At 65.4% G+C, this 20,811-nt stretch carries 15 protein-coding genes and 1 pseudogene; 8 read left to right on the forward strand and 8 right to left on the reverse strand.

What is annotated here, in order from left to right:
* The first annotated feature begins 60 nt into the window (after positions 1-60).
* Both ACFQ00_RS19705 and ACFQ00_RS19710 read left to right on the forward strand, forming a co-directional pair.
* Positions 61-1,110, forward strand: coding sequence for an efflux RND transporter periplasmic adaptor subunit (locus ACFQ00_RS19705; protein ID WP_381495076.1), 1,050 nt, complete (start codon positions 61-63; stop codon positions 1,108-1,110).
* Positions 1,107-4,181 carry an efflux RND transporter permease subunit gene (locus ACFQ00_RS19710; RefSeq protein WP_381495080.1) on the forward strand — a complete coding sequence of 1,025 codons (3,075 nt, stop codon included), beginning with the start codon at positions 1,107-1,109 and terminating at the stop codon, positions 4,179-4,181. The genes ACFQ00_RS19705 and ACFQ00_RS19710 overlap by 4 nt, the downstream gene beginning before the upstream one ends.
* Here ACFQ00_RS19710 and ACFQ00_RS19715 read toward each other — a convergent pair.
* The 8 genes from ACFQ00_RS19715 to ACFQ00_RS19750 all read right to left on the reverse strand — a co-directional run bounded on the left by ACFQ00_RS19715 (position 4,163) and on the right by ACFQ00_RS19750 (position 14,473).
* Complete coding sequence (locus ACFQ00_RS19715) at positions 4,163-4,930, reverse strand: ABC transporter permease (RefSeq protein ID WP_381495083.1); 768 nt, start codon at positions 4,928-4,930, stop codon at positions 4,163-4,165. The genes ACFQ00_RS19710 and ACFQ00_RS19715 overlap by 19 nt on opposite strands.
* On the reverse strand, positions 4,927-5,862 hold the full coding sequence (locus ACFQ00_RS19720) for an ABC transporter ATP-binding protein (protein WP_381495086.1): 936 nt from the start codon (positions 5,860-5,862) through the stop codon (positions 4,927-4,929). Before ACFQ00_RS19720 ends, ACFQ00_RS19715 begins: the two co-directional genes overlap by 4 nt.
* Positions 5,863-5,907: 45 nt before the next feature.
* On the reverse strand, positions 5,908-6,657 hold the full coding sequence (locus ACFQ00_RS19725; protein WP_381495089.1) for an FkbM family methyltransferase: 750 nt from the start codon (positions 6,655-6,657) through the stop codon (positions 5,908-5,910).
* 68 nt (positions 6,658-6,725) lie between these two features.
* Complete coding sequence (locus tag ACFQ00_RS19730; protein ID WP_381495092.1) at positions 6,726-8,096, reverse strand: M20/M25/M40 family metallo-hydrolase; 1,371 nt, start codon at positions 8,094-8,096, stop codon at positions 6,726-6,728.
* 45 nt (positions 8,097-8,141) lie between these two features.
* Positions 8,142-8,771: a TetR family transcriptional regulator C-terminal domain-containing protein gene (locus ACFQ00_RS19735; protein WP_381495096.1), complete on the reverse strand. Its 630-nt coding sequence runs from the start codon at positions 8,769-8,771 to the stop codon at positions 8,142-8,144.
* 37 nt (positions 8,772-8,808) lie between these two features.
* Positions 8,809-10,146: an amino acid permease gene (locus ACFQ00_RS19740; RefSeq protein ID WP_381495099.1), complete on the reverse strand. Its 1,338-nt coding sequence runs from the start codon at positions 10,144-10,146 to the stop codon at positions 8,809-8,811.
* Between the two features lie 22 nt (positions 10,147-10,168).
* Complete coding sequence (locus tag ACFQ00_RS19745; protein ID WP_381495307.1) at positions 10,169-12,514, reverse strand: TonB-dependent receptor; 2,346 nt, start codon at positions 12,512-12,514, stop codon at positions 10,169-10,171.
* Between the two features lie 186 nt (positions 12,515-12,700).
* Positions 12,701-14,473: a tetratricopeptide repeat-containing sulfotransferase family protein gene (locus ACFQ00_RS19750; RefSeq protein ID WP_381495102.1), complete on the reverse strand. Its 1,773-nt coding sequence runs from the start codon at positions 14,471-14,473 to the stop codon at positions 12,701-12,703.
* Between the two features lie 156 nt (positions 14,474-14,629).
* Here ACFQ00_RS19750 and ACFQ00_RS19755 point away from each other — a divergent pair, with 156 nt between their 5' ends.
* From ACFQ00_RS19755 to ACFQ00_RS19780, 6 genes and pseudogenes are all read left to right on the forward strand, one after another.
* Positions 14,630-15,979 carry a glutamine synthetase family protein gene (locus ACFQ00_RS19755; RefSeq protein ID WP_381495106.1) on the forward strand — a complete coding sequence of 450 codons (1,350 nt, stop codon included), beginning with the start codon at positions 14,630-14,632 and terminating at the stop codon, positions 15,977-15,979.
* Positions 15,980-15,981: 2 nt separating this feature from the next.
* A pseudogene (locus tag ACFQ00_RS19760) lies at positions 15,982-17,109 on the forward strand (NAD(P)/FAD-dependent oxidoreductase); the annotation flags it as partial.
* A 143-nt stretch (positions 17,110-17,252) separates the two neighbouring features.
* Complete coding sequence (locus ACFQ00_RS19765; RefSeq protein ID WP_381495109.1) at positions 17,253-18,599, forward strand: aspartate aminotransferase family protein; 1,347 nt, start codon at positions 17,253-17,255, stop codon at positions 18,597-18,599.
* Between the two features lie 4 nt (positions 18,600-18,603).
* Complete coding sequence (locus tag ACFQ00_RS19770) at positions 18,604-19,995, forward strand: glutamine synthetase family protein (RefSeq protein WP_381495112.1); 1,392 nt, start codon at positions 18,604-18,606, stop codon at positions 19,993-19,995.
* Between the two features lie 177 nt (positions 19,996-20,172).
* Positions 20,173-20,379, forward strand: coding sequence for a cold-shock protein (locus ACFQ00_RS19775; protein WP_121053057.1), 207 nt, complete (start codon positions 20,173-20,175; stop codon positions 20,377-20,379).
* Positions 20,380-20,455: 76 nt separating this feature from the next.
* Complete coding sequence (locus ACFQ00_RS19780; RefSeq protein ID WP_381495121.1) at positions 20,456-20,791, forward strand: DUF6481 family protein; 336 nt, start codon at positions 20,456-20,458, stop codon at positions 20,789-20,791.
* The last annotated feature ends 20 nt before the right edge of the window (positions 20,792-20,811 follow it).

Here is a 20,811-nt window from a genome sequence, read left to right on the forward strand (position 1 = left end):
CCTTTAGAATCACCAGTCCAGTATTGCGTCTGAGTGCGACTCGGAAGTGGATCAGCCGCTATGAATTCCGTTCGGCCCTTCGCAGCGGCCTTCTTCCTTGCTCTCGCCGCATGTTCGGCGGGCGATCAGGCGGCGAAGCCGTCCGAAGCCGCGCCCGTGCCGATCCGGGTAACCGAAGCCCGGCCCGTGGAAAGCGCAGATACCTTCCGCGCGGTCGGAACCGTGCGGCTGCGCCGCGAAATCGATCTCGGCTTCACGACACCCGGACGCATCGCCGCTATCGCGGTGGAGGAAGGCGACCGCGTGCGGAAGGGCCAGCTCCTCGCCGCGCTCGACACCACGACCGTCGGCGCGGACCTTGCCGCCGCCGCCGCTGAACGCACCCGCGCGCAGGCCGATCTCACCCGCGCGCGCGACCTCTTCGCCAAGGGCTGGCTCACCCGCGCCCGGCTCGACAGCGCCGAAGCCGCCTACCGCGCCGCCGCCGCCGCAACCACGTCCGCGCAGTTCGCCGCCAGCACCGCCCGCATCGTCGCGCCTGCGGACGGCCATATCCTCCGCCGCTCCGCAGAGGTGAACCAGGTCGTGAACGCCGGAACGCCGGTGATCAGCTTCGGCGACAATCGCGACGGCTTCGTGCTGCGCGTCCCTATCACCGATGTGCAGGCCGCCGGCATCATCCGCACCGGCAGCATTCCCATCGATATCGCGGCGCTCGGTCCCGCCCCCCGCGCTGCGCGCATCATCGAGGTTGCCGGCCGCGCCGACGACCGCACCGGAACCTTCGCGGTCGAACTCGCGCTCCCGCCCGATCCGGCACTGAGGTCGGGCCAGATCGGCCACGCGACGCTCTCCATGCGCGGTGGTGGCCCGGAAACGATGCTCGTGCCGAGCAGCGCCGTATTCGCAGCGCGCGCCGGGGAAGCCTTCGTCTATGTGCTCGATGAGAGCGGCAAGCGCGTGAAGCCGCGCCGCATCGTCACGGGTGCCATGAATGACCGGGGCGTCGCGGTTCTCGCCGGGCTCAAGGCCGGGGAACGCATCGCCGTCACCGGGATCAGCCAGCTTACCGACGGCAGCCGCGTTACCCCGACCGTTTCCGGCACATGAACCTCGCCGGCTTCGCCGTCAGCCGCTGGCAGCTGACGCTCGTTCTCTTCACGCTGCTTGCCGCGCTCGGCATCTATGCCTTCCTGAACATCCCGCGCGCCGTCGATCCGCACCTGCCGATCCCCGTCGTTCTCGTCGTCGCCTCGCAGCCCGGCGCCGATGCGCAGGACATGGAGGAAACGGTCGCAAAGCCGATCGAGGAAGTGATCAAGGGCCTCGACGGCATCGTCGACGTCGATTCCACCTCGAAGGACGGCGCCTCCGTCATCACCGCCGAATTCGAATGGGGCGGCGACCCTGAGCAGCATTTCGACGAGGTCGTGCGCGAGATCGGCGCCATCCGCGATCGCCTGCCCTCCGGCCTCGCCAGCCTCCAGTACCTGAAGGTCCGCACCAGCGACGCCGCCGTCGTCCAGCTCGCGCTCGTCAGCGATTCCGCCTCGTGGCGGCGCATGGAGAAGTATGCGACCGATCTGTCCGAGCGTCTCGCGCGCGTAGACGGCATCCGCTCCACCGAGATTTACGGCCTGCCGAACCCCGAGGTTCGCATCGCCATCGATGGCGGGCGCCTCGCCGAGCTGCGCATTTCCCCCTCGTCGCTCGTCACTGCGCTTCAGAGCGGCGGCGTCGATCTGCCCGCGGGCGCCGTCCATTCGGGCGAGCACCGCCTGAACGTCGACGCCGGCGGCGCCTATCGCGGCCTTGCCGAGATTCGCGCGGTGCCGGTCCGCGCCGAAGACGGAACGCTGGTGCGCGTCGGCGATGTCGCCGAAGTGAACTGGTCCACCGCCGAACACACGCACATCACGCGCTTCAACGGCAAGCGCGCCGTGTTCGTCACCGCCATGCAGAAGGAAAACGGCAACGTCCTCGGCATCCGCAAGGAGATCGAGACCGCGCTCGCGCAGGCGCGCAGCCAGCTTCCGCCCGACATCAAGCTCGAACTCGGCTTCGATCAGTCCCGCGATATCCGCTCGCGACTCGATACGCTCGCGCGCGATTTCGGCATCGCGCTCGGCCTCGTCCTCATCACGCTGCTGCCGCTCGGTCCGCGCGCCTCGCTGATCGTGATGATCTCGATCCCGCTCAGCCTCGCGACCGGCGTGCTGCTGCTGCACGTATTCAACTTTTCGCTGAATCAGCTTTCGGTGTCGGGCTTCATCCTCGCGCTCGGGCTCATCGTGGACGATTCGATCGTGGTGACGGAGAACATCTCGCGCCACCTGCGCATGGGCGCGGAGCGCACCGCCGCCGCGCTTTCCGGCACCAAGGAAATCACCGCCGCCGTGTTCGGCTCCACGGGCGTGTTGCTGTTCGCCTTCCTGCCGCTGGTGTTCCTCCCCGGCGGCGCGGGCGAATTCACGCGCTCGCTGCCGCTTGCCGTCATCTACACGGTCGGTGCCTCGCTCGTCGTCTCGCTCACGATCATCCCGTTTCTCGCAAGCCGCGTTCTGCGCCGCGACGATGATCCCGAAGGCAACCCGATCCTGAAGGCGCTCACCCGCGGCATCCACCGGCTTTACGGGCCCGTCCTGCATTACGCGCTCGAAAAGCCGCACCGCACGCTCGCGATTTCGATGGCGCTGTGCATCGGTGCGCTCGGCCTCATCCCGGTCGCGGGCTGGCAGCTCTTCCCGGCGTCGGACGCGCCCTATTTCATGGTGGAGGTCGAAACCCCCGAAGGGACGAGCGTCGCCCAGACCGACCGCGTCGTGCGCCGCGTCGCAGACGAAGTGGCGAAGGAAGCCAGCGTTGCCGCGTTCATGGAGAACAGCGGCGCGGGCAATCCGCAGGTCTATTACAACGTGCGTTCGCTCACCGAGGAATCGCGCAAGGGCGCGGTGTTTGTCGTGATGAAGGAATGGACCGCGGGAGAGAGCGACGCGATGCTCGATCGCCTGCGCGGCAAGTTCAGCATCGATCCCGATGCCCGTATCACGGTCCGCAAGTTCGAGAACGGCCCGCCGATCGACGCGCCGATCGCCATCCGCATCAGCGGCCCGGACAACGGCGTCCTGAAGATGATCGCCGGCGAAGTCGCGAAGATCATCCGCGCCACACCCGGCACGCGCGATATCGACAATCCCCTCGCGGTCGACCGCGTCGACCTCGATCTCGGGCTGGATGCGGACAAGGCCGCGCTGCTCGGCGTGCCGCCGGGCGAGCCCCGGCGCGCGCTGCGTCTCGCCATCGCCGGTGAGCGCGCCGCGAGCTTCCGCGACGACGAAGGCGATACCTATCCCGTCGTCGTTCGGCTTCCCATGGAAGAGCGGCAGCCCGTTTCCGCGCTGCAATCCGTCTACGTCACCACTAGCAGCGGCAGCGCGATCCCGCTCGCGGAGGTCGCCAATCCGTATCTGAAGAGCGTGCCGCCGCGCATCGATCGCTACCAGCTCGAGCGCAACATCACCGTCACCGCGTGGACCGAGGCCGGCTATCTCACCTCCCGCGTGAACAAGGATGTCGTCGAACGCCTGCAAAGCCTCACGCTCCCGCAGGGCTATGCACTCGGCATCGGCGGCGAGGCGGAAGCGAGCGCGCAGAGCTTCGATGGTATCGGCAGCATCCTGCTCCTCGCCGTGTTCAGCATCATGGCCGTGCTCGTCGCCGAATTCGGCCGCTTCCGCGAGGTCGCGGTGGTCGCGGGCGTCATCCCGCTCGGTATGTTCGGCGGCATCATCGCGCTGCTGCTCACAGGCTATCCGATGAGCTACATGGGCATCATCGGCTTCGTCGCGCTCATCGGCATCGAGATCAAGAACTCGATCCTGCTCGTCGATTTCACGTCGCAGCTTCGCGCCCGCGGCGTCGGTCTGCGCGAGGCGATCGAGCAGGCGGGCGAGATTCGCTTCCTGCCCGTGCTGCTCACCTCGGTCACGGCGATCGGCGGTCTCCTCCCGCTCGCGCTCGGCGGTTCGGCACTCTATTCGCCGCTGGCGTGGGTCATCATCGGCGGCCTCATCTCCTCGACGCTGCTCAGCCGCATCGTCACGCCGGTGATGTACCTGCTGCTGGCGCGCCCGCGCAGTCGGCGGCGGCGCAGACCCTTCGCTCAGCTCTTCAGCCGGTAACCCGTCCGGAAGATCCACCAGACGATCGCGAGACAGAGCGTCAGGAAGCCGAACATCGCCATCAGGCTGAGTTCGACGCTCACGTCGCCCTTGCCGAAGAAGCTCCAGCGGAACCCGCTCATCAGATAGACGATCGGGTTGAACAGCGTCGCCGTGCGCCACGCGGCGGGCAGCATGTCGATCGAATAAAACGCGCCGCCAAGGAACGTGAGCGGCATCACCACGAGCAGCGGAATGATCTGCAGCTGCTCGAAGCTCTTCGCCCAGATGCCGATGATGAAGCCGAACAGGCAGAACGTCACGGCGAGCAGCACCATGAACAGGATCATCCACAGCGGATGCACGATGTCGATGTCCACGAACAGGTTCGCGGTCGCGAGGATCACGATGCCGAGGATCACCGATTTCGTCGCCGCTGCCCCCACATAGGCGAGCACGGTCTCGAACGCCGAAATCGGCGCGGAGAGCAACTCGTAGATCGTCCCCGACCACTTCGGCATGTAGATACCGAACGAAGCGTTGGAGATGCTTTCGGTCAGCATCGTCAGCAGCATCAGCCCCGGTACGATGAAGGCGCCGTAAGGCACCGTGCCGACCTCCTGCATCCGCGAGCCGATCGCCGAGCCGAACACGATGAAGTAGAGCGTCGTCGTGATCACGGGGGTGATGAGGCTCGTCCAGACCGTGCGCCGGAAGCGCGCCAGCTCGAACTTGTAGATCGCCCACACGGCATGACGGTTGAAGATCATGGCCGCGCCTCCTGCCGCTGCGTCACAAGGCCGACGAAAATATCCTCGAGCGAACTCTGCTCCGTATTCAGATCCTTGAAGCCGAGCCCGATATCGCTCATCCGCCGCAGCAGCGAAGGCACGCCCGTGCGCTCGGCGTTCGCGTCGAATTCGTATTCGATCTCGTTGCCGTCCGCCTTCAGCTTCAGGCTCCACTCGCCCAGCTCAGGCGGGAGCGCGGCGAGCGGCTCGGTAAGGTTCAACGTCAGCGTCTTGCGGCCGAGCTTCTTCATCAGCGCAGCCTTGTCCTCCACGAGGATCAGCTCGCCCTTGTTGATCACGCCCACGCGGTCGGCCATCTCCTCGGCCTCCTCGATGTAGTGCGTGGTGAGGATGATGGTGACGCCGCGCTCGCGAAGTCCGCGCACGAGGTTCCACATGTCGCGCCGCAACTCCACGTCGACGCCCGCCGTCGGCTCGTCGAGGAACAGGATTTCCGGCTCGTGGGAGAGCGCCTTCGCGATCATCACGCGCCGCTTCATGCCGCCCGAAAGCTCCATGATCTTCGAATTGCGCTTTTCCCAAAGCGACAGGTCTTTCAGGATCCGCTCGATCAGCGCCGGGTCCGGCGCCCGTCCGAACATGCCTCGGCTCAGGCTCACCGTCGCCCACACGGTTTCGAAGGCGTCGGTGTGCAGCTCCTGCGGCACCAGCCCGATCTTCATCCGCGCCGCACGATAGTCGCGCTGGATATGATGCCCATCGGCAATCACCGTGCCCGCCGTAGGCGTCACGATCCCGCAGACGATCGAGATCAATGTCGTCTTGCCCGCGCCGTTCGGCCCGAGCAGCGCGAAGATCTCGCCCTTGCGGATTTCAAGATCGACCGACTTCAGCGCCGTGAAGCCGCCCGCATAGGTTTTGGAAAGGCCGGAAATGGAAAGCACGGACATGCGGTGTGTTTAGACGGTTTTCAGCGAACGCAAAACCATCTGCACTCACGCACCGAGAAGCGCCGAACCTTTGGGTACGAAAACCGCATCGATCGTCGAAAGTCTGCCGCTGCGCCCGAACTGGAGCATGTCCGTGATGTCGAACATTCGGAAACCGTAACCGTCCAGCGCCGAGATGAATGTCGCGAAATCGTATCCACCCTCGTACCGCTCTGCCACGGAAACCTCGGCGATGAGGCATTGCACATCCGGCAACAGACCCGTCGCCCCCGCCAACACCTCCAGCTCGAAACCCTCCGAGTCGACTTTCAGCAGGTAGGGTTTCGGCCATGCTGTTCGGTCGAACGAATCCAGGCGTTTGACCGGCACGGTCACGGTGCGCGTCTCGCGCGTCCATCCGCGGCGCGCGAACTCGTCAACCTGACGCGTCGATGGCTTCGACATCGTGGAACTGGTCGGGCGGCGCACATTCAGGTTGAGCACCATTTCAGACGCAGCGCGCCCTGCAGCCGCGAAATGAACTTCCCCCCGGCGGGGAGCCATCAGTTGATCGATGGGTTCCCGAAACCCCTCATTGGGCTCCACGAGCACCGTGTACGCATCCGGAAAGCCGTCCATCAACCATGGGGTGCCGTATCCGACACCCACATCGATCACGGTTCCGGGGCTGAGGCCCTTGGGGGTCATTGCCCGGAAAAACGCAGGCGCCTTCCGCAAAGGATGCTGGACATCCTTCAACTCACACTCACGCCGACGCAGCGTGTCCGTGAAGGCCCGTTTCAGAAACGTCTTCATCGCGGTCTGTCCAGAAATGCCCCGATGATAGTACCATCGGGGCCATAGACCGCAAAGCGAAGAGCGATCTAGCGAGCGAGTGTCACGATCAACGTCCGGTAATGATCGAGCGCGGGCCCGATGGCGTTCACCGGCACCCGTTCGTTGAGACCGTGGGCGAATTCATCGTCGGGCTTCATGAACAGCCCCGAAACCCCGTAGCTAGGGATGCCCGAGGCGCGGAAAAACAGGCTGTCGGTCGTGCCGGCCGACATGCTCGGGATGATCGAGAGTCCCTTCGCGCGCCCGTCCACGGCCTTGCGCAGCGCCGCGTCCAGCTCGGGCAGCAGCGGCGATGTGGAGCTTTGCGGGAACGGCTCGGGCAGCGTCACCACCACCTTGTCGCCGGCAAGCTGCTGCAGCCGCTGGCGCACCGCTTCCGGCGCCGTGCCGGGGAAGATGCGGCAGTTGATGTTGGCGACCGCGCGCTGCGGCAGCGCGTTTTCGGCGTGGCCGCCGTTTATCATCGTCGGCACGCAGGTCGTCCGCGTCGTCCCGATGTGCTCGGGGTACTTCGCCAGGATATCCGCCGCAGCCGTATCGTTCGGGTTGGCCGCAAAGCGCGCCATCGCCTCGCCCGCCTCCCCCGGCGTCCGCTTCGCTGACGCCGCGAAATACGCCCGCGTCGTCTCGCTGGTTTCGGCAGGGAACGGCGCATCGGCGATCCGTTTCAGCGCGGCACCCAGCGTCAGGATCGCATTCTCGACGCGCGGCGCACTCGAATGGCCGCCCGGGTCGGTTACGGTCAGCTTGTAGTCGGCGTAAGTCTTCTCCGCCGTCTGCATCGTGTAATAGAGCGGCTTGCCGTCGGCGCCGAGCGTTCCGCCGCCGCCGTCGCCGTTCAGCACCATCGCCGCGTCCTTGTAGCGGGGCGCGATCGCCGCCACGGTCTTCTGCGCGGTTTCCTCGTCGCCGGTCAGGAACAGCACGATATCGCGGGAAGGTTTGAAGCCCTCGCGCTTCAGGCTCATCAGCGTCTGCACGAGCATCACGACGTCGAACTTGTTGTCGCTGATGCCGCGCCCGAACAGGTAGCCGCCGTCTTCGGCCATCACGAACGGGTCACGTTCCCAATCCTCGCGCTTCGCCTCCACCACATCCATGTGCGCGTTGAGCACGATCGGTTTCTTCTTGCCCGTGCCCTTCCACGTCAGGATCAGCGAGGCGGTTTCACCGAGCGGCTCGATGCTGATTTCACCGTCCGTGAAACCCGCGCTCTTCAGCTCGCCTGCCAGATAGGCCGCGTACACCGGCACCTGCCCACGCCCCGCGACGGTCGGAATAGCGATCGATTTGCCGAGCATGGCCTTGGCGCCGTCGATCTGCGCCGGGGTTGCGGCCAGCGTCGGGGCAGCCGCCAGCATGGCCGCGAGGACGAACGAAGTTCCGGTTTTCAGCATTCGAAGAATCTCCCACCTGTTTTACAGGTGTAAGAAATCGGCGCGTCAGTCGGCAAGCACTTTCAGCGGGTCGCCGACCAGCGTGTTCAGCCACTTGTCGGCAATGCGCGATGCCTCTTCGGGCGTGAAGCTCGATGCGTCGAGGCAGATTTCCAGCCAGAGCCCGTCCACGAGTGCCGTCACGCCGACAGCCGTCAGCCGCACGTCCACATCGCTCGCCTCGGGCCCCAGGATTTCCGCGACCATCCTCTCCACCGGCCGCCGGTGGCTCGCGTAGTTTTCGGTGTGAAGCTCGCGGATACGTGGGTCGCTCTTGATGAGGCTCCAGAAAGCGAGCCACGTCGCGAGAAGGTCCGGATCGGCAATCGGTGGCTTGAAGCTTGCCATCACGAAGGCGCGCAGCTGCTCGCGTGGGTCCGGCCCCGCCTTGTCCGCCGCCGCGATCATGTTCGCCACGAGCGTGTCGCCAACGTCGGCATAGGTTTCGGCGACAAGCTCGTCGATCCCCGCGAAATAGTGGCGCAGCAACCCCGCCGAAACGCCCGCCTCTGCGCAGATCACCCGCACGGAGGTGCCGCCTATACCGTAGCGGGCAAGGCAGCGCGCGGTCGCCTCGATCAGGCTTTGGCGCCGAAAATCGGGATCCAGCCGTTGAAACTGCGCGCGTGCCAACATTACCCTCCCAAAGCTGCGAGGCTCCTATATCGGCGCGTTAACCATTTGTCGCGCCCTGTTGTACACCTTGTGCTGCTTTTTGACGGCGCACGAGCAGATAGACCGGAAGTCCGGCGATCAGCAGCACGAGCGCCCAGCCGTTCGCTTCGGCCCCTGCGCCCTGAAACGCCCATATCGCATAGATGAGCCCGAGCGATGTCAGAACGGCGAGCAGCGGCGTGGTCGTCAGCCGCCGCTTCAGCATCAGCCGGACCGCCGCGGCAGCCCCCGCGAAGTAGAGCACGAGCGTCGCGGAGGTGGAGAGCAGCGCCATGAACGTGAACAGGCCCGCCATGCTGCGCGTGTAGTTCGAAAGCACCAGCACCGTGATCAGCACGCCGCCGATCAGGATGCCGCGCACCGGCGTGCCGCGTGCGTTCACGTCGCGGAAGAGGTGGGGGAAATCGCCCTTCCGCGCCATGGCGAGCGGATACTCGCCCAGTATAAGAATCCAGCCGTTGATCGCGCCGATCGCGCTCACCGCGGCAAACAGCGCCACGGCGATTCCGGCGCCTGTTCCCCAGTAGCCGGCGATCACGTCCGCGAGCGGCGCGTTCGAATTGGCGACCACATCCGCGGGCATCAGCATGATCACCGCCGTGCAGACCGCGAAGTAGATGAGGCCCACAATCAATGTGCCCGCCATGGTGGCGCGCGGGATCGTGGTCTGCGGCCGGTCAACCTTGTCCTGCGGCACGCAGGCGGATTCGAAGCCGAGCATCGCCCACAGCGTCAGCGCGGCGGTCGCGTTGATTGCGGTCATCGAGATCGTCTCGGGCACATAGGGCGTCGCGGGCTCCGCCCCGCCCATAAAAACCACGGCCGCGATCCCCACGATGAGGGCGAGCGGCAGCAGCTTGAGCCCGAGCGTCAGCAACTGGAAGCGCCCCGCCGCGCCCGCCCCGCGCGTGTTGAGAATGATAAGCGCCCAGAGCAGCGACACGGCAAGCACGGCCGGAGCGCCCGCCGTCGCTGCGATGTCCGGCGCGAACGCGGTGAGGTAGCTGACGCCCCCCGTCGCCAGCGCCGCGACGCCGACCAGAATGGAAATGATGTAGGACCAGCTGATGAGGAACGCGGGCAGATGCCCGAACGCCGCTTCCACAAAACCGTGCGGCCCGCCCGCGTGCGGCATCTCCCGCGCCATCGTCGCGAACACATAAGCGAGGCAGAGCGCACCGCCGATGGTCAGCACCCAGCCGAACACGGCGTTCCAGCCGAAGGGTGCGAGGCTCGCGGGCAGCATGAAAACGCCCGAGCCGATCATGTTGCCCATGACCAGCGCGAGCGCCATCCAGAAACCGAGCGGCCGGACGGCGGGAGCTTTGGCGTTCATACGAAGCTCCCGCCGCGCGGTATCAGAACTTGGTGCCGACCTTGAGACCGATGGTCCGCGGCGTCGTCACGATCGTGTAGAATTTGCCGCCGATATCGGTCACTTCATCCGGATCGCCGCAAACGCTCTCGCCGCACTGGATCGTGCGCGTCACCTGCCCGCGCGAGTCGAACAGGTTGCGGGCGTAGAGCTCCACGGACCACGATCCGTTGGTCACGCCCGCGCTGACGTCCACCGTCGTGTAGGAGGGGAGCGAACCCACGATGCCGCGCTCGTAAAGGCGAAGATCGCTGGTGCGCTTGCCCTCGTAAACGAGGCCGCCCTGGAAATGCGCCTTGAGATCTGCCACCGGGAATTCGTAGCGCGCAAAGGCGTTGCCCTTGAACTTCGCCGAGACCGGGAGACGCGTGCCGGAAGGCGCCAGCAATGCGTTCTCCTCCTCGTCCGGCCCCGCCAGCGTACAATCGAACTGCGGGTTGGCGATGAGGCAGAAATCCGTGGTGCTCTGCGCATCGTTGTAGCTGAAGCCCGCGTTGAAGGTCAGGCCCTCCGATGCGCGGATGAAGATATCGCTTTCGATGCCCCAGATGCGCGCGTCGCCGGCGTTGCGGACCTCGGTGAGACCATTGGCGCCAAGGAACGAGAGCTGGATGTTGGACCACTTCTCGTAATAGACGGCGCCGTTCCAGCGGAACGCACCGCCCGCCCACGTCGTCTTCCAGCCAAGCTCATAGTTGTCGAGCTCATCCGCCCCGTATGGCGGCAGCGTACCGCGCCGGTTAACGCCGCCCGGCCGGAAACCGCGTGACCATGTCGCGTAGACGAGTGCGTCGTCGGTCAGCTTGTAGGTCGCGTTCAGCTTGTGGATGAAGTCGGTGTCCGACGTCGTCTTGTCGAGGTTGGTGCAAGGGCTGCCCTTGATCGTCGGAGGAAGAATCTCGTCGTTCCCATCCCGGAAACACGCCGCAACACCCGTCCGGCTGCTGAAGCCGTCGCTGTATCCGAAGAAGCCTTCGAGCGAGTTCTTGTATTTGTAGACGCGGATACCGCCGCTCAGCGTCAGCTTCTCCGTCAGATCGTAGGAAACTTCGCCGAACGCCGCGTAGTCGCGGTCGATGCGCAGCTGCTTGGTCAGCCAGATATTGCTGTCCGTGCCCGGCACGGTGATCGAATCGGCGATGTCATCGACGATGTAGTTCTGCTCGATGTTGTGCGACTGGCGTTGATAGAACACACCGCCGATGAAGCGCAGCGGCTTGTCGGCCGGTGAAGCGATGCGCAGTTCGTGGCTCTGCTTCGTGAAGCGATCGATGCCGATGATATACTGGTTCGGGTTCACCAGATTATCGTCGTTGTCGTAGAACGAACCACCGGATTCGTAGAGCGCATCATAGAAATACGCGTAGTCGACATAATCGGATTCGCTGTTGATCTTGCGCTTCATGTAAGCGCCCGCATAGGTCAGATCCCAGCTGCCGATCTTGCCTTCGATGGTGAGCGCGGCCTGGAACCAGCGGTCGTTGTAGCGCTCCGGATTGAACTGCTGCACCTGCAGCTCGCCGAGCCCGGACTCCTGAGCGAACGAGCCATAGCTCTTCTGCTTCTGGCCCATCAGGGTCGGCAGTACGGTCCAGTTCTCGTTGAGATCGATCTCGAGCGCAATGCGGCCGCCGTAGGTCTCGACGTCGTTGTAGTCGTCCTCCACGTACGGTGCGTTGTTGAAGGTGATCTCCGAAGTCGGGAAGGTCAGCGAGCCCGGAATATTGTCGATGTAGCCGCCGTCCTTGTCGTACCAACCGACGACGCGCACCGCCGCGTTGTCGGAAAGCGGCGCGTTGATGAAGCCTTCGAGGACATAGCCTTCCTCGCCGTGCGCGATCGTGTTCACCTCGGCATCGACCGCGCCGTAGAAGCCGCTCGTATCCGGCCGGTTGGTGACGATCTTCACCGTGCCGGCCTGGCTCGACGCCCCATAGAGCGTGCCCTGCGGACCCGCGAGCGCCTCGACACGCGCGATGTCGTAGATGTGGATGTCGAGGTTGCCCTGGATGGTCGTGATCGGCTGCTCGTCGAGATACATGCCGACCGACGGCAGCGAGGTCGAATGGTTCGCATTCTCGCCCGAGGCGACGCCGCGGAAATAGACGTTCGAAGAGCCCGGCCCAAGCGACTGGTAGGACAGGCTCGGCAGGTAGCGTGCGTAGTCGTCGAAATCCTGCACCTGAAGCTGCTGCAATTTCGCCGTTCCGAGCGCGACGACCGCGATCGGCACATCCTGCAGGTTTTCCTCGCGCTTCTGCGCCGTGATGATGATGGTGTCGCCGATAACGTCCTGCGCTTCCTGTGCAAGCGCCGGTGCCGTCAGCATGGTGGAGCCAAGCAGCACGCCACTGGCGACTGCAGCCCTGATCGTCACATGATTTCGCAGGTGCACCCTTTTCCCCCTCTCAGCTTTTGCTGTCCCGGGCGGAATGGTGAACGTGCGTGGAACAGCGGTCAATTCGGGTCCCGCGGCTTTGTTATACAGATGTCATATTGCTGGCCGGGCGTCACATTATTGCAACAGCGAAGCGACCTGCGGCACCTCCGGATACGCCGTGAGCGCGGGCCCCAGACTCGTCTTCAGGGGTGCCAGCCACGGCGCGAACGCCTGCCATTGCTCCATGCCTTCGCGGTTGATCGGGCGCCGCACCTGTTCGGAACTCGCCGTGCGCACCGCGCGCTCGTTTTCGAAGAAACGCAGGCACGCGGGATCGAACGGCACGCCGACATAATCCAGCAGCCGCCGCACCTCGCCTTCAGTATCCTCGATCATGTCTTCGTAGAAAACACGGTGCACACGACCCGGAAGCGCGTCGTCGATCACCGCCATCATCGCCACATAGTCGCGGTAGTAGCGGCCGAGGTCGGAAAGGTCGTAGCTGAAGCCCTGCCCCCGCGCGAAATGCTGCTTGAAGTTCGAAAAGCAGCAGCCGAGCGGATGCCGGCGGGCATCGATGATCTTCGCGTTTGGGAGGATCAGGTGAATGAAGCCGGCGTGCGCCCAGTTGTTCGGCATCTTGTCGATGAACAGCGGTCTGTCGGTCTTGCGGTGGATGCGCGTGCGTTCCAGATATTCGGCGCCGAGTTCGGCGAACGCCTCGGCGGACAGGTCCGCAAGGCACGCGGGATAGGCAGTCTCCTCGTCGCGCATCCTGCGGCCGCCGAGCCGCCGCGCCATCGCCGCGATGTCGGGCAGTTCCTGTGTCCCCTCGATCATCGGGTGCGACGAGAGAATCTGCTCGATCAGCGTCGATCCCGCGCGCGGCATTCCAAGGACGAAGATCGGATCGGGCGCTGGATTGCCCTGCCCGCCGCGCGCGGCGAAGAACGCCGCATCCATCATCGCCGCCGCGCTGCGAACGAGGCTGCTGATTTCGCCGGAATCATAATCGAGCATCGCCTTCCGCAGCGCGTTGCCCTGCAGATAGTGGCCGAACGAGCCTGCGTGATCCTTCGCATCTTCCAGCGCCTTGCCGAGCGCGAAATGCAGGTGAAAGCGATCGTCCTCGCTGATGCCGCTGCCATCCAGCGCACCCTGCATCGCCGCGATATCAGCATCCGTGAAGTGCACGGTCTTCAGGTTGGCAAGGCTCCACCACACCTCGCCGAGCCCCGGCGCGCGCTCGATCGCCTTGCGGTAGGCGGCGATCGAATCCGCCTGCCGGCCCACCGTTTTCAGCACATGGCCATAGCTCATCCACACGCGCGGCTGCGCCGGGTGGCTGGCAAGCACCGATTCATAAAGCGCGATCGCTTCCTCATAGCCGCCGATCCGCCCCAGCGCCGCGGCCTTGAGGTTGCGGTGCGCGGCATTGTCGGGGTCGCCCGCCAGCAGCCGGTCAAGCTCCGCAACGGCATCGGTGGGATTGTTCTGCCGATAAAGCACGGTTGCGAGGTTGGCGCGCGCCGCCACGAACGCGGGCGCCAGTTCAAGCGCGCGGCGCAGCAGCTTTTCGGCGTCCCCGTAGCGCCCGAGCCGCCCGGCGATCTCCGCCATCATGCGGATCGCTGCGACGTCCGTCGGCTTTTCCTTCAGCCGCGCACGGAGGACGCGTTCGGCGATCGGGATATTGTTGTCGAGGAGAGCGGCAGCCGCCTCTATGAGCACCGGGTCGCGCGTCGAAGCCTGGATTGCGCCCAGTTCGGCTTCCTCGGCGGCCGTGTCTTCACCCATGCCGCGCAGCGCAGCGCCGAGCGCGCGCAGGGCGTCAGCGTTGCCGGGATGTGTTTTCAGGAAGGTGCGGGCGCGTTCGGCGCGCTCATGCAGGTTCGGTGCGGTCGACATGTGCCTGAACGTGCTGAGCCGCGCGTTTCCGGTCAAGCCGCCAGTCGAGGGCGTATTGCCTATCGGAAAAACCGATACCCCCTGCTCCAGCAAATCCCTCTGGCCAAGCGCCTAATGCCCGCGCAGTATGGAGGCCAGACGGGGGTTTATCCGATCATGTCAGCCGAAATTACCAACTGGATCAACGAACGCGGTATCAGCGAGGTCGAGTGCATCGTCCCCGACATGAACGGCATTCAGCGCGGCAAGGTTCTGCCCGCGGGCAAGTTCCTGAAGTCGCTTACGGACCAGACGCTCCGCATTCCGGGCAGCGTCTACACTGTGACCGTCACGGGCGAATACCCGGACACCATCAATTCCATCATACCGGACTACGACCCGGATATGGTGATGGTCCCCGATCCATCGACGATCCGCGAAGCCCCCGGCTTCAAGACCCCGACCGCTTATGTGATCGCGGATGCGTACACGCGGGAGGGAAAGCCCCTCGCCATCGCGCCGCGCATGATCCTGAAGAAGGTTCTGCATCTCTATGAGCGGCGCGGCTGGAAGCCGGTGATCGCGCCGGAGCTGGAATTCTATCTCGTCTCGAAGAACCTCGATTCCGACTTCCCGCTGACGCCGCCCGCCGGCCGCTCGGGCCGTTCGGAAACCGCGAGCCAGCCCTACGGCCTCGAAGCGCTCGGCGAGTTCGAGGACATCATCGAGCACATCTACGACTTCTGCGAGAAGGCCGAGCTCAACATCGATACGATGATCCACGAGTCCGGCGCCGCCCAGCTCGAGATCAACTTCGTCCACGGCGATCCGCTAGCGCTCGCCGATCAGGTGCTGCTCTTCAAGCGCATCGTCCGGCACGTCGCGCTGGAGCACGGCGTCTACGCCACCTTCCTCGCCAAGCCGATGTCGGACCAGCCCGGCAGCTCGATGCACATCCACCAGTCGCTGCTCGATAGCGATACGGGCCGCAACCTGTTCACCACGCCGCAGGGCCGCGACAGCGCGCTCTTCCGCAGCTACATTGCCGGCCTCGTCCGCCTGCTGCCGCAGATCACGCCGATGTTCGCGCCGAACGTCAACTCGTTCCGCCGGATGCGGCCGGATAGCGATGCGCCGATCAACGTGCAGTGGGGCAGCGACAACCGTTCCTGCGGCCTGCGCATCCCGGTTTCGGACGCGAAGAACCGCCGCATCGAAAACCGCCTCCCCGGCGCGGATTCGAACCCCTATCTCGCGATCGCGGCATCGCTCATCTGCGGCTATGTCGGCATGACCGAGCGTATGCAGCCGCCGAAGATCATGCAGGGCAGCGCCTACAACCGCGCGCGCACCCTTCCGCGCACGCTCGAAAGCGCGCTTGATCGCTTCAGCCACTGCAAGGCCGTGCGTAACCATCTCGGCGAGGATTTCTTCGACGTGTTCTACGCGATCAAGGAATCGGAGCTGTACGCGTATCAGTCGGTGATCAGTTCCTGGGAGCGCGAACACCTCCTGCTGAGGGTCTGATCTTGGCAGAACCGCACGCGCCGTCGTACTACGCCGCGACCGCAAACGCCTTCCCGGCCCAGCCGCAGCTTGCCGGCAGCACGGCCGCAGACGTCTGCGTCGTCGGCGGCGGCTACACAGGCCTCTCCGCAGCCCTCTCCGCCGCCGAAGCCGGCTACGCGGTCACCCTCGTCGAGGCGCACCGTATCGGTTGGGGCGCTTCGGGTCGCAACGGCGGCCAGATGATCCCCGGCCTGCGCTGGTCCGCCACCGATCTCGTGGAACGCTTCGGCCAGGAAACCGCCCAGCGGCTTTTCGCCGTGGGCAATACGGCGCGCGCGCGCGTTCACGATCGCATCGCCCGGCACGGTATCGCCTGCGATCTCCGCCACGGCCATTTCACCGCCGCCTGCAAACCCGCTGACCTCACCGCCATGGAGCGCGAGCTTGAGTGCCTCGACTATGTGATGGGCTACGACGCCGCGCAGCTCGTGCTTCCCGAGCAGACCGCCGGGATCGTCTCGGCGAAGGGCTATCACGGCGGCATTTACGATTCGGCGGGTGGCCACCTGCATCCGCTGAACTATGCCCTCGGCCTCGCCGAAGCTGCGCGCGCGGCGGGCGTCCAGCTCTATGAAGGCTCGCCCGTCACCCATGTCACAGGCGGTGATCGCCCCACCGTCAAAACCGCGCACGGCAGCGTTTCCGCGCGCTACGTAGTCCTCGCCTGCGATGCCTTCATGGGCGAGGTCGACGCCGACCTCGGCCGCTACACGATGCCGGTCGCGAACTACAATATCGCGACGGAACCGCTCGGCGAGGACCGCGCCCGCGCGCTCATCCCGTCAGGCGCGGCAATCTCCGAAAGCCGCTTCGTCCTCAACTACTACCGCCTCTCCGCCGACAACCGCCTGATCTTCGGCGGGGGCGAAAAATACACGCCGCGCCCGCCGCGCGACGTCGCCGGGTTCGTGCGGCCCTACATGGAGGCCGCGTTCCCAAGCGTCAAAGGCATCGGCATCGACTATGCATGGGGCGGCCTCGTCGGCGTCACCATGAACCGGCTTCCGCACTTCGGCCGCAAGGGCAACATCTTCTACGCGCACGGCTATTCGGGCCACGGCGTGCTGCTCACCACCCTCGCGGGCGAACTCATCACCGAGGCGATGCGCGGCACCGCCGAGCGTTTCGACCTGTTCGCATCGCTTCCCGTGAAGCCCTTCCCGGGCGGGCCGCTGCTGCGCCACCCGCTCTATGTCGCCGGAATGCTCTGGTATGCGCTGAGGGACCGGCTGTGATCGCGCCCGCCGCCATCGCCCGCATGATCGCGGACGAGACCGCGCGTTTCACCGCCGCGAACCCGCGCTCCGCCGCGCTCGCGAAGGATGCCGCGCGGCACTGGCATCGCGGTGTGCCGTTCCACTGGATGCTCGATTGGGGCACGCCCTTCCCGCTCTTCGCCGCGCGGGCGGAGGGTTCGCGCCTGTGGGACGCCGATGGCCACGTCTACGACGATTTCTGCCTTGGCGACACCGGCTCGATGTTCGGCCACTCCCCAGTACCCGTGTCCCGTGCAATCGCACGGCAGGGCGCGCAGGGCCTCACCTTCATGCTGCCGACAGAAGACGCTGTCGCGGTCGGCGACCTGCTCGCAGAGCGCTTCGGCCTCCCGTTCTGGCAGATCACGTCCACCGCGAGCGAAGCGAATCGCGCCGTCATCCGCTGGTGCCGGGGCATCACGGGGCGCGACAAGATCATCGTCTTCAACGGCTGCTACCATGGCGCGGTCGACGATGTGTTCGTCGATCTCAGAGACGGCGTGCCCGAACTTCGCCGCAGCCTCGTCGGGCAGGTTTACGACATGCGCGAACACACGCGCGTCATCGAGTTCAACGATCTCTCCGCGCTCGAAGCGGCGCTGGCACCGGGCAATGTCGCGTGCGTGCTTACCGAACCCGCGCTCACCAACGTCGGCATGGTGCTGCCCGATCCCGGCTACCTCGAGGCGCTCCGCGACCTAACCCGCCGCCACGGCACGCTGCTCGTTTTCGACGAGACCCACACGATCTCCACACGTCCCGGCGGCTGGACGGGAACGCACGGCCCCCTGCCCGACCTGTTCGTGCTCGGAAAACCCGTTGCCGGCGGCGTGCCCTGCGCAGTCTACGGCTTTTCCGCCGAGGTCGCCGAACGCATGGAGCGCGTGCGCGCCGCAAACGAAAGCGGGCACTCCGGCATCGGCACCACGCTCAGCGCCAACGCACTCGCGCTCGCAGCGATGCGCGCCGCGCTTGCCGAGGTGATGACACCCGAAGCTTACGCGCACATGCTGCCACTCGCGGACCGCCTCGCCGAAACGCTGCGCGCTACCATCGCCGCACACGGCCTCGACTGGCACGTCACGCATGTCGGCGCGCGCGGCGAGTTCATCTGCGCCGGCACGCCGCCACGAAACGGCACAGAGGCGCGCGCCGCCATGCAGGGCGATCTCGAACGCGCGATCCACCTCTACCTCATCAACCGGGGCGTGCTAATCGCGCCCTTCCACAACATGACGCTCGTTTGCCCGGCGACGACCGAAGATCAGGTCGCCCGCCTCGGCAATGTCTTGGGCGAATGCCTTTCAAGCCTTATGGAATAAACGCATGACCAAGCCGCCCCTCTCATCGAACAAGATCGCCGACGTTTCGGAAGCTCACGCCTTCTTCGCGGCGAACCCCGATATCGACGCTGTCGACATCATCTTCACCAACATGTGCGGCGTCCCGCGCGGCAAGCGTCTGCGCCGCCACGAGGTGATCGCCGTCTATGAATCCGGCCGCTTCCTGCCCGGCTCGGCCGTCGTCGTCGACATCACCGGGCGCGATACCGAGGAAACCGGACTCGTCTGGGAAGACGGCGACGCCGACCGCTATGTGAAGCCCATCCCCGGCACGCTCGTCCGCGCGCCATGGCTCGGCGAGAACGCCGGTCAGTTCCTTACCAGCTTCTACGAACTCGACGGCACGCCCAACGACCTCGATCCGCGCCACGTCCTCGGCAGCGTCATCGATCGGCTGGCGGCGGACGGGCTGACGCCCGTCGTCGCGGTGGAGCTCGAGTTCTTCCTGCTCGACATTTCCGGCGGCAAGCCCGCTCCCGCAAAGGGCCTGCTCACGCCGCACCGCTCAGGCGACAATCAGGTCTATGGCCTGCGCGAGCTCGAAGACTTCAAGCCGTTCTTCGACGATCTCTATGCCGCGTGCGACGCGCAGAACATTCCGCTCGAATCGGCCATTGCCGAATACGCCCCCGGCCAGTTTGAACTCACGCTGCGCCACAAGCCGGACGCGCTCCGCGCTACCGACGATGCCGTCATGTACAAGCGGCTGGTGAAGGGCGTGGCGGTGAAGCACGGCCTCGAAGCGACGTTCATGGCGAAGCCATTCGCGCACGAGGCCGGCAACGGGATGCACCTCCACATCTCGATGGCCGACGAAAGCGGGAGCAACGCTTTCGCCAGCGAAGACCCCGAAGGCGCGCCGATCCTGCGCCACGCCATCGGCGGCATGAAGGCCGCGCTCGGCGAATCGATGGCGATCTTCGCGCCAAACGCGAACAGCTACCGCCGCTTCAAAGCGAACAGCTACGCCCCCGTCGCGCCGACATGGGGCGTCAACAACCGCACGGTTTCGCTACGCATCCCGGCCGGTTCCCCCGCCTCGCGCCACGTCGAGCACCGCGTCTGCGGCGCGGACGCGAACCCCTATCTCGCCGTCGCCGCCGTGCTCGCCGCGATGCACCACGGCATCGCGAACCGCATCGATCCCGGCCCCGCCGTCGTTGGCAACGGCTACGAGGACGAGGCGAGCGCAGGCGTGAAGCTCCCCAACAACTGGTTCGCCGCCAACGACGCCTTCGAAGCCTCGCCGCTGATGAACGACTATCTCGGCGCGCGGTTCGTCAAGAACTACACCATCGTGAAGCGCACCGAGATGGCGCGCTTCTACGGCGAGGTCACCGAACTCGATTACGACTGGTACTTGCGCAACGCCTGAGGCGGCGCACGTTTTGCGCTTGCCGAGATTTTGGGTTATAGCTTCGTCCGCTGACGTCGCGAGCGACGGATATCGGGCCGAAATTCGGTCTCTTTTGTCCCTGCCTAGCCTTACAGAAGCCGGGAAGCATCGCTGTTGATGCGTTCCCGTCACACATTGGGCCAAAGGATACCCATTATGATCACCGGAACCGTAAAATTCTTCAATGCAGACAAGGGCTACGGCTTCATCGCGCCGGAAACGGGCGGAAACGACGCCTTTGTCCATATCTCGGCGGTCGAAAAGGCCGGTCTCCGCACGCTGGACAAGGACCAGCGCGTTTCCTACGAGCTGGAAACCGATCAGCGCGGCAAGACCTCGGCGGTCAACCTCCAGGTCGCTTGACGCGTATCCGGGCGGGTGTCCCCAGCGGATGCCCGCCCGATCGTTCAACTCACCAGTGGATAGAGCTTCACCGAATATGACGTCGTTCAAGGTTCCCAGTTTTCAGGATCGTGCCGCCCTCGCCAAACAGGCGAAGCAAAAAGCCCTCGAAAAGTTGAAGGCGAAGCCTCAGGTCGACGAGGCCACGCTCGCAGAGCGCAAGGCCGCGCGCCTTGCCCGCGAAGCCGCCGAGGCGGAAGAGCGCGCCGCGCGCCGCGCCGCGGATGCAGCCGCCAGGGCCGAGCGGGAAGCGCGGAGGCTCGAAGCGGCAACCGCCGTCGCCGCCGAAGAACCGCCCGCCCTCAGCGAGGCCGATAAGAAGGCCGCACGCGATGCCCGCTACGCCGCCCGGAAAAAACGCGTAAAGCGTTGATGATCCTGCGCGCGCCCGCG

It is taken from the genome of Sphingosinicella xenopeptidilytica, assembly GCF_042676985.1.
Lineage (GTDB): Bacteria > Pseudomonadota > Alphaproteobacteria > Sphingomonadales > Sphingomonadaceae > Sphingosinicella > Sphingosinicella xenopeptidilytica.

Bases quoted from the DNA above. Each gene is read 5' to 3' on its own strand.
- ACFQ00_RS19705 (WP_381495076.1), top strand. From the start codon at position 61: ATGAATTCCGTTCGGCCCTTCGCAGCGGCCTTCTTCCTTGCTCTCGCC.
- ACFQ00_RS19710 (WP_381495080.1), top strand. From the start codon at position 1,107: ATGAACCTCGCCGGCTTCGCCGTCAGCCGCTGGCAGCTGACGCTCGTT.
- ACFQ00_RS19715 (WP_381495083.1), bottom strand. From the start codon at position 4,930: ATGATCTTCAACCGTCATGCCGTGTGGGCGATCTACAAGTTCGAGCTG.
- ACFQ00_RS19720 (WP_381495086.1), bottom strand. From the start codon at position 5,862: ATGTCCGTGCTTTCCATTTCCGGCCTTTCCAAAACCTATGCGGGCGGC.
- ACFQ00_RS19725 (WP_381495089.1), bottom strand. From the start codon at position 6,657: ATGAAGACGTTTCTGAAACGGGCCTTCACGGACACGCTGCGTCGGCGT.
- ACFQ00_RS19730 (WP_381495092.1), bottom strand. From the start codon at position 8,096: ATGCTGAAAACCGGAACTTCGTTCGTCCTCGCGGCCATGCTGGCGGCT.
- ACFQ00_RS19735 (WP_381495096.1), bottom strand. From the start codon at position 8,771: ATGTTGGCACGCGCGCAGTTTCAACGGCTGGATCCCGATTTTCGGCGC.
- ACFQ00_RS19740 (WP_381495099.1), bottom strand. From the start codon at position 10,146: ATGAACGCCAAAGCTCCCGCCGTCCGGCCGCTCGGTTTCTGGATGGCG.
- ACFQ00_RS19745 (WP_381495307.1), bottom strand. From the start codon at position 12,514: ATGCTGACGGCACCGGCGCTTGCACAGGAAGCGCAGGACGTTATCGGC.
- ACFQ00_RS19750 (WP_381495102.1), bottom strand. From the start codon at position 14,473: ATGTCGACCGCACCGAACCTGCATGAGCGCGCCGAACGCGCCCGCACC.
- ACFQ00_RS19755 (WP_381495106.1), top strand. From the start codon at position 14,630: ATGTCAGCCGAAATTACCAACTGGATCAACGAACGCGGTATCAGCGAG.
- ACFQ00_RS19770 (WP_381495112.1), top strand. From the start codon at position 18,604: ATGACCAAGCCGCCCCTCTCATCGAACAAGATCGCCGACGTTTCGGAA.
- ACFQ00_RS19775 (WP_121053057.1), top strand. From the start codon at position 20,173: ATGATCACCGGAACCGTAAAATTCTTCAATGCAGACAAGGGCTACGGC.
- ACFQ00_RS19780 (WP_381495121.1), top strand. From the start codon at position 20,456: ATGACGTCGTTCAAGGTTCCCAGTTTTCAGGATCGTGCCGCCCTCGCC.